This window comes from Streptomyces albus subsp. albus, assembly GCF_000719865.1.
Taxonomy (GTDB): domain Bacteria; phylum Actinomycetota; class Actinomycetes; order Streptomycetales; family Streptomycetaceae; genus Streptomyces; species Streptomyces albus_E.
On record NZ_JOID01000017.1, the window covers coordinates 101,603 to 115,067 of the forward strand.

9 protein-coding genes are annotated in these 13,465 nt (G+C 66.5%); 3 read left to right on the forward strand and 6 right to left on the reverse strand.

The features are described 5' to 3' along the window. Positions 1–232: 232 nt before the first annotated feature. The 3 genes from IF83_RS0119415 to IF83_RS0119425 all read right to left on the reverse strand — a co-directional run bounded on the left by IF83_RS0119415 (position 233) and on the right by IF83_RS0119425 (position 6,774). The gene (locus tag IF83_RS0119415; RefSeq protein ID WP_078843627.1) at positions 233–3,829 is read right to left on the reverse strand and encodes a DEAD/DEAH box helicase family protein; all 3,597 of its coding nucleotides are present in this window, start codon (positions 3,827–3,829) and stop codon (positions 233–235) included. Between the two features lie 201 nt (positions 3,830–4,030). Then, positions 4,031–5,257 (reverse strand): restriction endonuclease subunit S, encoded by a 1,227-nt coding sequence (locus IF83_RS0119420; RefSeq protein ID WP_107046820.1) that lies wholly within the window; start codon positions 5,255–5,257, stop codon positions 4,031–4,033. Continuing rightward, positions 5,254–6,774, reverse strand: coding sequence for a type I restriction-modification system subunit M (locus IF83_RS0119425; RefSeq protein WP_030545821.1), 1,521 nt, complete (start codon positions 6,772–6,774; stop codon positions 5,254–5,256). The genes IF83_RS0119420 and IF83_RS0119425 overlap by 4 nt, the downstream gene beginning before the upstream one ends. A 338-nt stretch (positions 6,775–7,112) precedes the next feature. Between IF83_RS0119425 and IF83_RS0119430 the strand changes: the two genes are divergently transcribed. After that, positions 7,113–8,051, forward strand: coding sequence for a DUF3800 domain-containing protein (locus tag IF83_RS0119430; RefSeq protein ID WP_030545823.1), 939 nt, complete (start codon positions 7,113–7,115; stop codon positions 8,049–8,051). On the opposite strand, the gene IF83_RS35475 is transcribed toward IF83_RS0119430, so the two are convergent. Further along, positions 7,966–8,640, reverse strand: a complete 675-nt coding sequence (locus tag IF83_RS35475; protein WP_347877110.1) for an ATP-binding protein — start codon at positions 8,638–8,640, stop codon at positions 7,966–7,968. The two genes, IF83_RS0119430 and IF83_RS35475, sit on opposite strands and share 86 nt — an antisense overlap. A 167-nt stretch (positions 8,641–8,807) precedes the next feature. On the opposite strand from IF83_RS35475, the gene IF83_RS0119445 reads away from it, so the two are divergent. Then, entirely contained in the window at positions 8,808–9,659 is an 852-nt protein-coding gene (locus IF83_RS0119445; RefSeq protein ID WP_030545826.1) for a helix-turn-helix domain-containing protein, read from the forward strand. Positions 9,660–9,668: 9 nt separating this feature from the next. Beyond that, positions 9,669–9,860 (forward strand): hypothetical protein, encoded by a 192-nt coding sequence (locus tag IF83_RS0119450; protein WP_030545828.1) that lies wholly within the window; start codon positions 9,669–9,671, stop codon positions 9,858–9,860. 173 nt (positions 9,861–10,033) lie between these two features. On the opposite strand, the gene IF83_RS0119455 is transcribed toward IF83_RS0119450, so the two are convergent. Together IF83_RS0119455 and IF83_RS0119460 are read right to left on the reverse strand one after the other, a co-directional pair. After that, positions 10,034–10,753, reverse strand: a complete 720-nt coding sequence (locus IF83_RS0119455) for a hypothetical protein (RefSeq protein WP_208605914.1) — start codon at positions 10,751–10,753, stop codon at positions 10,034–10,036. Positions 10,754–10,996: 243 nt separating this feature from the next. Next, positions 10,997–13,375 carry a fibronectin type III domain-containing protein gene (locus tag IF83_RS0119460; protein ID WP_030545832.1) on the reverse strand — a complete coding sequence of 793 codons (2,379 nt, stop codon included), beginning with the start codon at positions 13,373–13,375 and terminating at the stop codon, positions 10,997–10,999. Positions 13,376–13,465: the final 90 nt, after the last annotated feature.

Consider the following 13,465-nt stretch of genomic DNA (forward strand, 5'->3'; position numbering starts at 1 on the left):
ACTCGCAAGAAAACTGTGCCGGTTTCGATTCCTCAACCGCTCCGTAAAGCCCTGTCGCCGCTTCGTCTCCGGGCGGGCGCGGGCGACCGGCGGCGCCCGCGCTCATGTCTCCCGCTCGGCACCGCCGGCCGCCCGCTCCCGCCCAAGAGACAGACACACAGTGCCTGAGGTCAGAACACGTCGTGGCCGGGGCGGTCGGCTCCACGGCTTTAGGCCAAGACCGGGAAGTTAACTAGGCCGCCAAGGTGGTGGGCTTGGCTGTCCGCTCCAGTTTGTTGAAGATGACCCTGAGGTCATCGAGCTCGTCACCCGTGAATAGGTCGTCCGGGCCACCGGGGGCAAGATCAGCGAATGAGTCCTCGTAGAGGTCGCCCAAGCCCAGGATTCCGCGCTTGGCCACCGTATCGATGATCAGCGTCAGGAAGTCGAGCTGGCGGGAGTTGAGTTGCTTGCCCGTCACGAAGGTCTCGAATGCCTTCTGTGCCGCCTGCCGGTCCAGCCCGCACAGCCCACGTACAAACACACCCAGGCCGACGGAAGACCGCACCTCGTCCAAGTCTTCGGGCGAGGCGATGGCTTCTGCGAGGAAGATCTGCTCCAGGCCCGAGAGATCGAACTGAGTGATCTGTTCATTGAGACGCAGCTTGCGCACCACCGGCTGGTCCTCATGACGCAGGAGGTAGGCCCGGGCCTTCTGCTTGAAGCGCTGCTCGTCCGTGCCCTGGGGCATCCCCTGGATCTCGGCCTCGGTGATTTCGCCGAGGGTGTCGGCGAAGTCGGTGTAGACGACCTTCCGCTTGACCTTGGGATCGGTGAGACGGGCCAGTCGGCGCATACGGCGCCGCATGTCCTCCAGCAGCGGGAGTGTGACGCCGTCCCACCATTCATCGCCCGCCACCGCTTCCAGCAGCTCGGCCTGTTCGCCGACCGCCGGGATGTTGGTCTTGGTGAGCAAGTTGGAAGCGATGTCCTGGATCTTCGCGCGCAGCTTGGCGAACTCCTTGCTGCCTTCCAGCGCGGCGAGCTGGAGACCGTACGCCATCAGGTCGAACCGCTTGGCCTCCTCGCCCGTCTCCTCGTCGTCCGGGCGGAACTCGCTGGGCAGTCCGAGCAGGTGGTCACGGATCGCGGTGTCCGCGTCGTCGTCCACCCGGTGCCAGCTGCCGAAGTCACTGAAGACCTCGACCTCCCGGCGGTGCGGGCGGACCAAGAAGTTGTCCAGGTTCATGCCGGTGATGGTGTGGTGCAGCCGGTGAGCCAGCGACCAGCGGATCTCCGCCTCGGTGCCGATCGCGTCGGGGCCGGCGTCCCGTGCGGGATCGGGCTGGTGCCGCTTGTCCAGGACCCGGACGAGATCGAGCTGGCGCTGGAGGAGCTTTTCGGTGAGGGTGGCAGCCCTGCGCCCCTCTGACCTGTCGAGCTGGCTGTTGAAGAAGTCAATGTTGCCGCAGAAGTCGAAGACGTAGAAGTTCTTCTTGTTGTGGTCGAGGTTGTCGGGGTCGGGGCCGTACAGGGCGGGACGCAGTCGGGTGCCGCGGCCGATCATCTGCCAGAACTTGGTCTTGGAGAAGACCGGCTTGGCGAAGACCAGGTTCACCACTTCGGGCACGTCGATGCCGGTGTCGAGCATGTCGACGGAGATGGCGATGTCCGGGGCGTTTGGCGGGTTCTTCGGGTTGGAGAAGTCGTCGATGAGGGACTGGGCGTACGTTTCCTTGTACGTGATCACGCGCGCCGTGTGGCCGGCACCCTGCCGGTAGTTCTCGTTGTAGCGCTCCTCGATGTAGCGGGCGTGGTCGTTGTTCTTCGCGAAGATGATCGTCTTGCCGAGCCGATCGCCGCCCTCGACGCGGTGGCCGCGCGTCATCAGCGTCTCCAGCATCTTGTCCACCGTGTCCTCGTTAAAGAGGAACTTGTTCATCTCGTGCCGACCCACCGCGTCCGGGATGTCACCGTCCTCGGTCCACTCCTTGGCATCCCACTCGGCCTTCTCCTCCTCCGAGAGGTCGTCGTACCGAATGCCCTGCTCCATGAACTTCAGCGGCACCTTCACCGCCTTGGGGAGGACGAGGTAACCCTCGGCGGCGGCTTCATGGAGGTCGTAGGAGTCGGTCGGCACCCCGTCCTCCATGGCGAACAGCTTGTACGTGTTGTGGTCGATCTCGTCCTTGGGCGTGGCGGTCAGGCCGAGCAGCAGTGAGTCGAAGTAGCGGAACAGCTCGCCGTACTTGGCGTATACGGAGCGGTGAGCCTCGTCGATGATGATCAGGTCGAAGTAGCCGGGCCCGAAGCGGCGGCGGCCCGCGCCATCGGTGACGTTGATCTGCTTCATCATCGTCTGGTACGTGGAGAGGTAGACGCGGGCCGCGGCGGCCTTGTCGTCGAGGAGGCTGGCGGCGGGGGTGTTCGGCAGGTTCTCCTTGAACGCCTTCATCGCCTGGGTGACCAGCGCCTGCCGGTCTGCAAGAAACAGCACCTTCTGCGCCCAGCCCGCCTTCATCAGCTGGTCCACGAGGGCCACGGTGGTGCGGGTCTTGCCGGTGCCGGTCGCCATGACGAGTAGCGCCTGACGGCCCCGGTCCCGCTCGAAGGTCTCGCCCACCCGCTTGATCGCCCGGAGTTGGTAGGGGCGGCCGGCGATCTTCTCGTTCACCGGCGTGGCCGTTAGGGAGAGGCGTCCGGCGCGCTGGCGAATGTGCCAGTGCAGCTCGTCCTTGGTGAAGAAGCCCTGCACCTGGCGGGGCGGGTAGCCAAGACCGTCGTCCCAGAGGTAGGTCTCGTACCCGTTGCTGTAGAAGATCACCGGGCGGCGGTTGAACTGCTTCTCGAGGGCGTCGGCGTACAGCTTCGCCTGCTGCTGCCCGTCGCGAGCGTCCCGCTGGGTCCGTTTGGCCTCGACGACGGCGAGGGGCTTGCCGTCGTCGCCCCAGAGCACGTAGTCGACGAACCCCTTGCCCGTCTTGGTGGGCATCCCGGTTGCTATCGGGTACTCGGTGTCCTTTCCCCGGGTGAGGAGGTCCCAGCCCGCTTCCTTGAGGAGCAGGTCGATGAAGGCGTCCCGGGTGGCCTGCTCGTCGTAGTCGTGGGTGTCCCGCACGGCCTGGTTGGCGGCCTTCGCGGCGGCGATCTGCGCTTTGAGCTCTTCGAGCTGCCGGGCGAGGTCCGCGTTCTGGGCCCGCTCGGCCGCGAGCTGCTCCGCCTGCTCCTTGAAGCGTGCCTCGTCCTCCGCCTCCTTGGCTTTGAGCTCGGCCTGCTTCAGCGCGCGGGCCTGTGGGGAGAGGGGGCGCGGTACGACGCCGGTGTCGAACTCCAGCCCGGCGGGCGGCAGCGCGGCGGCCTGGCGGGTGTAGGTACGGGCGAACCAGTAGAGGGAGTGGAACAGCTCCTTGACGCTGGCCTCGGCGACGGTCTTCGGAACCGGGGCGGCCTTGTGCACGGCGTTGTTGCCGTGCCGACGGATAAGGTCCATCTTGGCGTTGACCGTCGGCCCGACGAGCTGCCGGAAGCTCGGCTCGTGGAGCATCGCCGCGAGGTCTTTCTTGTAGGGCTCGCTGAGGCTGCTGTCCGTGTCGTACATCCAACGGGCCGTGATCTCGATGGCGCGTCGGGCGTAGAAGCAGGCGGCACGGGGATCGTGGTGGATCAACCGCTCGGCATGGATCGCTTCGTCGTAGAGGTCGGGCCACTCGGCGCGCAGGAAGGCGAAGTTACCGCCCGCCGTATGGCCGATGCTGTCGGCTGCGGCACGGTCGCGGGCGTGTTTGTCGTGACTGGCCTGGCCCTGGCCATCGCTCTTCTGGCCGCTCTCACCGTTCTGCTCGCTACCCATGGCGGTGCGGTGTCCCTCTCCCCTGTGGCGGCCCTGTCGTACAGGTCCGGGGCTCGGCGTCCCAGCCCGCACGAGGCCGACGTATCGGTCCGTCTCCTACGGCAGAACCATCCGGAGGCCGGGCTCCCCTGCCCGGCCGCACGGGCGGCTGTGGTGCTGGTGGTGCGATCGGTGTGATGCACCGCGAACGGCGAAAGCGGCTTACGCCGCGTCGCTTGGGGCTTCACTCTCCCAGAGAGTGCCGGAAAAGGCACGGCGCTGCAGGGAGGTGAAGAGTTCGTCGAGGGCTGCTAGGTGGATGCGGTGCGCTTGCTGATGTGCCTCCACCCTTTCGATCCGGGCACGGAACTCTCTCTGCTGCACGAGTGGCGGCATCGGGAGGGGAAAAGCGCCAAGTTGCGACTTGTTGATCGATGCGATGCCGGTCGTTTGCTTCGCGGTACGCAAGAAATAGTTCTTTCCATAATTCGACGAAATAACCCAGTTCAAGTAGACCGGGTCGACATCTTCACGATCCATCACTCGAACTCGGAACAGGTGATTTTGATGGATACACACCGGAAGCTCTCCACGCCACAGGGTTCCCCGTCCCAACTTGTCCGGGTCACCGCCCTCAGTCAGCAACAAGTCCTCCGACTGCAGCCTGAAACGTTCCAGTTCAGCCACCGATACGGAAATCTCCTTGACTGTCGAAAGGTTAAGCTTTCGATCTTGCACATTGACGACTGCCAAGTATGGAACGTTTTGGAGCTCCCCAATCGGCTCCTTGCGCCCTTTGGTAATCCCTGATGCAATATTCGCGACGCTTGAAAGCGGAACCTTCTCAGCTACTTCAACAAGATTACCGAACATATTGAAGTAGATCGATCGCGCCAGGTCGTCGAGGAGGACGATGGCCTCCCGACGCTTGGCACGGACGGTATCCACCTGGTCGAGAACGGCGGCGATACGCTTTTGCTCCATGAAGGATGGCAAGCGCAAGATCAATCCATCTAGATGCTCATTGCGAAGATTGTTGATATTCGCTCCGGCCGCCACATTGGCAACATGTCGCCGATATGAAGCAGTACGGAAAAAGTGCCCAAAATAGCGCGCGTCAACTCTTTCACACGGGCGAAGCACCTTACAAAAGGCCCCGAATGCACCGGCGAAATCTTCGGCGGCCTGCGCCGCCTTCCCGACTGCGGACAAACTGCCGCTTGACGCTGCGATCAGAACGTCACCTTGGCGAATCAGTTGCCGTTCTGCCACCTTCGCGGAAGGAACATAGACCAGATCATCGAATGTAATCCCCGATTCTCCAATATTCCCTGCTCGGAGAATCGGGAGATACCCCGGGGTACTCTTCGAGGTGGCATCCGCCTTTCCGTATGTGACACCACGAATCTGCTCGCTAACGTCGCCGATACGGACCATGGACGCGCTCACGCCAGCATCCCCTTTAGCTCCGCCGTTCCTTTGGCGATCTCCTCGTTCAACTGATCTAGGTCCGCCAGGATTTCCTTCGGCGTCCGCGTCACGACTTCCTCATGGACGATCTCCTTGTAGCGGTTCAGGGAGAGGTCGTAGCCCTGGGCTGCGATGTCCGTCTTGGGTACGCAGAAGCTCTGCTCGGTCCTGGCCCGGTTCCTCTCCGTGCCGTCTCGTTCCTGCCAGCGGGCCAGGACGTCCGGGAGGTTGTTCTTCAGGAGCTCGTCCGGCGTCAGCGGGTCGCCCTGCGGGCAGACGCCCAGGCGCTCCTCCACAAGCAGCGGGTTGCGCTTGTCGTCCAGGCTCAGTCCGTCCGCCTGCACGTCGTAGAACCAGATGTGGTCCGTGCCGCCCGAGTCCGTCTTCGTGAAGAACAGGATCGCCGTCGAGACACCGGCGTACGGCTTGAAGACCCCGCTCGGGAGCTTGACCACCGCCTGGAGCTGCTGTTCCTCCACCAGGATGCGGCGCAGTTCCTTGTGCGCCTTGGTCGAACCGAACAGCACACCGTCCGGGACGATGACGGCGGCCCGGCCACCGGGCTTCAGGAGCCGCAAGAACAGAGCCAGGAACAGCAGTTCCGTCTTCTTCGTCTTGACGATGCGCTGGAGGTCCACCGCCGTGGACTCATAGTCCAGGCTCCCCGCGAAGGGCGGATTCGCCAGGATCAGGGAGTAGCGCTCGGCCTCGCCGGCCGCGTTCTCCGCGAGCGAGTCACGGTAACGGATGTCCGGGTTCTCGATGCCGTGCAGAAGCATGTTCATCGAGCCGATGCGGAGCATCGTGGAGTCGAAGTCGAAGCCGTGGAACATCGACTCGTTGAAGTGCTTGCGCTGCTCCCCTCCGAGCAGCGCTTCGCGGTGCACCCGCCGCACGTACGACGCCGCCTGCACCAGGAAGCCCGCCGTGCCGCACGCCGGGTCGCAGATCTCGTCACGCGGCCCCGGCTGGGTCATCTCGACCATCAGGTCGATGATGTGGCGCGGCGTGCGGAACTGTCCGTTCTGGCCTGATGTGGCGATCTTCGCGAGCAGGTACTCGTAGATGTCGCCCTTGGTGTCGCTGCTGTCCATGGAGATGTCGTCGAGCAGATCGACGACCTTCGCCAGAAGGTTGGGCCCCGGGATCGTGAACCGGGCGTCCTTCATATGGTGGGAGTACGTCGATTCTTCCCCGCCCATGCGACGCAGGTACGGGAAGACGCCGTCGGCGACGAGCCCGTACATGATCTCGGGGTCCTTGACCTTGAAGTTCTGCCAGCGCAGATCCTGCTGGTCGTCCGAGAAGAATGGGTCCGGGTCGGGCTTGCCCGTTGCCGTCGCCTTGCGGTCCTTGCGGGTCTGGATCTCGTCCAGCCGCTTGATGAAGAGCAGGTACGTGATCTGCTCCATCACCTCCAGCGGATTCGAGATGCCACCCGACCAGAACGCGTCCCAGACGCGCCCCACCTTGCTCTTCAGCTCGCCCGTAATCACACAGAGGATCCTACGGCCCCCGAACCTCGCGCCATCCAGACTTGACAGGTTCGAGACCCCACCGCCTGGCGCCTCAGACGTCGGACTCCGCGCACACCATCTTGCTCGGCCCAGCAACCCCCAGCCTCGCCGTCGCGCCAGGCTCCCTGGGCGGCGTTTCTCGGCCTCGCCCGTCAAGGTTGGCCGAAACTGATACCACGCAACGTGTCCTCGACTTGACCGACCGTAGCCGTTGTCGGCAGGATCGGGCTCAGCAAGCAAAAAACCGCGCATATGGCTGCGCAGACCCTGTGGCCGTCCCTTCGGGGGCGGCCACAGACGTGTTTTCGGGAGGTTCGGTGCATCTGTGCTACATCGACGAGGCGGGCAACGGGCAGACACTCACCCCTATGAGGCCTGACGCTCCGCCGGTCCTCGTCGTCGGCGGATTCACCGTGCCACGAGCCCAGGTAAGGTCCCTCACCTGGGCCTTTCTCGACATCAAGAAGCACTACCGGCCGCAGCTGCGGAACGCGGACCAGCTCTCAGAGGTGATCCAGCACGAGATCAAGGGCTCGGACGTCCGCAAGAACCTCCGTGCGGGCAACCACAGTTGGCGACGCGCGGCCATGGAGCTGGTGGCTTCGCTGCTCGACATACTGGAATCCCACGAAGCCCGCATCCTCGCCCGCGTGTGGATCAAAGAGGAAGGGCTGGCATTCGACGAGTCCGGGGTGTATCCGGCCTCCGTCGCCGCGCTGAACGAGACCTTCCAGGCGCAGCTCGCCCATGAGCACTCGCGCGGCATGATGGTCCTCGACAGCCGCACGAAGGTGAAGAACGCTCCCAACGTGCACTGCGTGACCACCCGCAAGTACCGCACGGGTGGTGACAGCCTCCGCGGGGTCATCGAGTCGCCGGTCTTCGGCCACAGCGACACCCACACGCTCCTCCAGCTCGCCGATCTCGTGGTGTCCTCCCTACTGTTCCCCATCGCGTGCCACGCCTACCTGGCCGACGTGACGTGGAACGTGCACTGCGACGACGCTTACCGGCCATTGCGGGAGCAGTTCGGGCGGCAGCTGAAGAAGCTGCAGTTCCGGTACCAGGACCCCGTGGGGAAGTGGCGCGGCGGGATCGTCGTGTCCGACCGCCGGACGCAGGAGCCGTCCAGCCTGATGTTCGGACCCAAGAAGACGGTCACTATGCCGGCTACTGCAATCCCGGGGCAGCTGGGAGCTCCGTCCCCCGAGCGGCGCGAGGCCGAGCCGGACGGCGGTTTGCCGCTTCTCCCGTAACGGGACGACCCCCGATACGGGCGACACACTGGCAGCCTGCCCCGCCCGGCCTCCCGAACTCCTCCCTGCCGCCCGTTCCGCCGGGTTCAGCCGCCCGGCTGAACGAGAGTCCCGCGATTACGGAGGTTCCGCGTGTGGGGCGGGGGCGGACGGTCCAGGCTGTGGCGAGGCTGTCGACGAGGAGGAGGCCCCGGCCACTCTCGGAGTTCGCGTCCGGGTGGGTCAGTGTTGGCTTGCCCGTTCCCGGGTCGGAGACGGCGAGCCAGTAGTGACCGTCGGCCGGCCACAGGACGAGTTCGATCAGCTCCTCTTCCTCCCGGCAGGCGCCGTGGCGGATGGCGTTGGTGACCAGCTCGGAGGTCAACAGGCCGAGGTCGTCGCCGAGGTGGGGCCGAAGGGCCTGCGGCAGCGATGCGGCGACGGCGTGCCGGGCGTGCTGTACGGAGGTGGGGTGGGCCGGGAAGCGCCAGTGAGCGGGTACGAGGGGGATCTCGGGCATGGCGAACTCCAGTGCTCTGTCACGGGTTTGGGGTCGCCGGTGGCCTACCGCCCTGGTCGCGGGCACACCCGCCCCAGGGCAGGCGGGCATGCTCGCGCGGTGCGCTTCCGGCGTTGCGGTGTGTAACTTGCGCGTGACCCGACGCTAGCGACCTCTTGTGGCACGACGCCACCAATTCTTTGGCAAATTGCCACGATCGAGTTTGGAGCAAGGGTGAGAAGCGCGGCAGACTGACGGAGCCGGGCAGAGAGGACAGCATGTCGATGCGAAGCGCACCCACGGAACGCCAACAGCGACTTGGCGCTGAGCTGCGCAAACTCCGCGTCGCGGCTGGTGCGAGCACTCAGTACGCGGCTGGTCTGCTGGGCCTGGACCGCGCGAAGATCTCCAACATGGAAGCGGGCACCCGGATCACGAGCCCGGAGCGAGTGCGGACGCTGGCCAGCAACTACGACTGTTCCGACCAGAGTTACGTCGACGCCTTGGCGGCCATGGCCGGCGAAACGGAACCGGGCTGGTGGGAGCAGTACCGCGGCACCTTGCCCTCCGGACTGCTCGACATCGCCGAGCTCGAGTGGCACGCCAAGCGCCTCCTTACCGGGCAGATCGTCCATCTGCCCGGCCTCCTCCAGACCGAGGAGTACGCCCGTGCGGTGTTCAACTCCGGGCTGCCGCAAATGTCCCGCCTTGAAGTTGAGTTGCGCGTGAAGCATCGGATGGACCGGCAGCAGGTTCTGGATGCGCCGATCTCGCTGCCGTACATCGGGTACATCCACGAGGCGGCGCTTCGCATGCGGTTCGGTGGGCGCGAGGTCACCCGAACCCAACTCGATCATCTACAGGCCATGTCAGAGCGCGACAACATCACTCTGCGGATCATCCCCGCCGACTGTGACGGTTTTCCCGGAGCGGGGCACGCCCTCCTGTACGCCGAAGGCCCCGTGCCGCAGCTCGACACGGTGCAGTTGGACTCCACGCACGGCCGCGAGTTTCTCCACGCCGACGCGCAACTCGCCAAGTTCCGCGCCCACCTCGACTGGATGGACGCGCACTCTCTGAACCCCGAAAATTCCCGGGAGCTCATCCACACTGTCGCCCGCGAACTCTGAGGAGCCCTCATGCCTGTCATCACGTGGGAAGCCCCCTTCTGTGCAGAAGGCAACAACTGCTTCCGCCTCGGCACCGATGCCGACGGCAACGGCTACATAGCCCTCAACGGCCAGGAGGACCGTTACCTCACCGACTCCCTCGAAGCCCTGCGCACCCTCATCACCGACATCAAGGCCGGCAAGGCCGACCACCTGCTGTAGGGCCCGCCCGCGCGGACCCCGGCTTCGGTGGCACCGGCGGCGAGGGTGGCGGCCGTCCCCCGCAGCGCCCGTTACCCGCAGTGGCGGGACCGGACGCCGGCCGGTGCACCCCGCGCGGGCGTCCGTTGTATGCGCTCGCGGAACACGGGGGATTCCCGGCGGCCTCCCGGCTTCTACACGCTGAGGGACGCGCGGATGGCGCTGATTTCGTCCGTCAGCTCGTCCATGATCTCGGGGGCCCGGTCCGGGGTGACGGAGTTCGGGTCGACCCCGCATTCGGCCTGCCGGGTGCGGAGCAGCGGGTGGTTGGGCATGGAGATCGGGAACGCCAGCGGGTCGAGTTCCGGGGCCCGTTCCGCGAGTTCGCGGATCGTGTCGTCGTCGTTGCCGGTGCCCGAGCCGACCATGAGCCAGCCCGTGGAGTCGTCCAGGCGCACGGCACCGGCCTCGATTCCCTTCGTCCACTCGGTGAACAGCGCGGCGAGGCTGGGAGCAGCCCGTACCGCGTCCCAGGTGTCGGGCGGGTACTCGTAGCGCCAGATCTCGCCCTCGTGGTCGCCGGCGAGGACGAACGTGTAGAAGAGGTACTCGAAGTGGAACAGCGGCAGTTGATGGCGCCAAGGGAACGGGACGCCGATCGACAGTGAGAGGTCGTCGAGCGCGTCGCCGTCGCTCGGCCAGGGGAGCGTGAGTCCGCCGTCGGGCAGGAGCCGCTGGGAATCCCAGCCCTGGGATTGGAGCCACGTCAGCTGCTCGGGGACGTGGTTAACGTCGAACAGCCGGTGCACCAGGTCCGGAGGCGCCGGGGCCGGGGTGGCGGGCGCGGGCCAGTCGAGGCCCGCGGACGTGGCGGCCGCCCGGTAGCCCGCCACCGCGTCACGCAACACGGTCATGTCATCGAGCATGGCGGAAGCCTTCCACAGTCGGGCGGGGGCCGGGAGTCCGTTGCCGCGTCGCGCCGGGATCGGTGGCCCGCTGCCGCGTCGGGCGGGGTACCGGCGGTCCGCTGCCGCGTCGGGCGGGGCCGGCAGTCCGCTGCCGCGTCGCGCTCAGGTCGGCAGTCCACTACCGCGTCGCCCTGGGACCGGCGGTCCGCTGCCGCGTCGTGTGGCGCGGCAGCGGACCGCGGTCGGTCGCTACGGCGACGGCTGCATGCACACGCTGGCGCCGCTGCCGTTGACGCGGATGCCGAAGCTCGGGGCGCCGGCCGACACCCACGACTTGAGCGGCAGCACCATGAACTTCTCCCCGTTCTTCACCTTGCACTTGCTGTGGAACACGGAGATGTCATTGCCCTGCGGATTCGCCTCCCGGCGAGGCACCGGCTTCAAGTCGGCGGTCAGGCCCGACAGGTTGACCGCCTGGTCCGTCGCCCAGAACGGGAACTCGTCGCAGACCTGGCCCCCGCGGTTGTCGCAGGCGTTCGGCCGGAACGCCAGCGTGTTGAACCAGCCGCGCCGGTGGCCGGCCGCCCGCGCGGCCTGACCGTCGATGCTGCGTCCCGGGGCCAGCCACGCGATCCGTCCGGGGGGCTGCGGATAGCCCCCGTTGCCCATGGCGGCCACTATGTGGTCCCCGGTCTGCTGCATGTCCACGAACTTGTGGTTCTTCCCGCCCGGTACGTAGACGGCGAAGTCGTCGTCGCAGGGGGCGGTGCTGGTGCCCGTCTGTTTGAGGGCGGCGCAGGCCTGGTCGATGGTGCGCCGGAGGTAGGAGTCCTCGGTGCTGGTCCAGGCGAAGGGCATCTGGTGTTCGTCGGCTATCTCCTTCGTCGTTTTGATGAGTTGGGCGTAGGCCGTCAGGCTGTGGTACCACCGGCCCTCTTCCAGGCCCCAGTCCTCGTAGGTGTCGAAGTCGGTGGCGTGGTCGACCGGGTATTCGAGGAGGCCGCCGATGGCAATCGGGCTGGCGTCGATGATCGACCAGATGACCCCCAGCGCGACCCCGATGACGATCGCCGCCGCGATCACGACGACCCAGAAGATCACCGCGGAGACGGTGGCCGCGACTCCCGCACCCGCCGCCGCCGTCGCCGGTGGTGCCAGCAGCAGCGTGCAGGCGCCGCTCTGGAGGCACCAGGCGACCGGTTGGACCGGGTTGCCCGGGTCGAACAAGGGCGTCGTGTCGCTGGTCGGGGACGGGTTCAGCGGTGAGAGCGCCGGTCCGCCGCCGGGCGAGGAGACGTCGCGGAGCAGCCCGGTGACATCGTCCGAGCAGTCGAACGACTCGTCCTCCTCCGGCGGCATGTGCTCTTCGACGCAACTGGCGTCCGCGGCGGTGTAGCAGCCGGGGAACACCTCGGTGCTGCCGCCCGGCACCGTCACGGCGGAACGCACACTCGGCGCGATGTAGAAGTCGCCGCCCTGCGCGGCACACTGCGAACTCTCGCTGCTGACCTGCTGCGTGACCTCGTCGGGCACCGAGGGTGCGACGGTCTTGGTGATGAAGCCGCCGGAGAAGTCCCGCCACTGCGTGCCGTCTTCCTCCACCGCCTCGATCCGCAGCGTGTACGACGTGGCCGCTTCGAGCGGCTCGATCGGGTACTCGATGACGCTGTCCGCCGTGCACGGGTCCGCCTGCTCGCCCTCGGCGTCCAGGCAGTACTGCTCCATCGGGAACTCGTCGTGCAGCCGGCCGTCCAGGAAGGCGCGGTAGGTGACGTCCCCGTTGGGGTCGGGCTGCCACGTGGCCAGGGCGGAGCCCTCTTCCACGTCGAGCGTCAGCTCGGGATCGGGGTCGGGCGGTGTCTCGGCGGTGCGGAAGGTGGCCGTGGCGGGGACGGCCGACTTGTTGCCGGCCAGGTCGACGGCGACCACGGACACGGTGTGTTCGCTCTCGGCCGGCAGGCCGGTCATGGTGTACGAGCGGGTGGCGCTGTTGGTCCGTATCGCGGGCCCGCCGTCGACGCGGATCTCGTATCCGGCCAGGCCGTAGTTGTCGGTGGCCGGGTCCCAGCTCGCCGTGGCCGAGGTGTGCGTGACGTCGCCGACGCTCAGGCCGGTGACGTCGCTCGGCGCGATCCTGTCGACGATGGTGAAGGACCGCAGGATCCGCGCGAACCGCTTCGGATCGCGTTCCGCGCGGGTGCACACCAGGTTCTCGCCGAGCTGCGGCGGGCGCAGGCGCGTCTCCCACGACGAGGCCCACCCCGCCACGCCGTCCGGCGGCGGGCCGACGGTGAAGTCGGCCGACACCACCTTGCCCATGGAGACGTCGACCATGCTCGCCTTTTTGTGCAGCACACCGGAGAGGTCGATCTTGCCCTCTTCGTCGACCGCGACTTCCTCGTCGGGAGCCGGCAGGTCGAGCCGGATGGCGGCATGGTTCTCGTCGTCGACCGAGTTCCCGTCCTCGCCCGGCGCGGTCATGCCCGCGCACGCGGCCGGCGGGGTCCGCACCTTGTCGGCGGCTTCCGCCTTGGTGGCCGGCAGGTTCACCAGCCCGACGGGCAGCGCGATCGACAGGAGTATCGCTGTCGCTCTTAAGTGCTTGAGCACGTGGCTTTTCTTCCGCATAACCCCTCCCCTGCGTTCCTGTGCCGTCGGTCAGCGCGATGGCAGGTCATGTGGGGGGAGTTCGCGACTCGCGTGGCGCTGGAAACGACG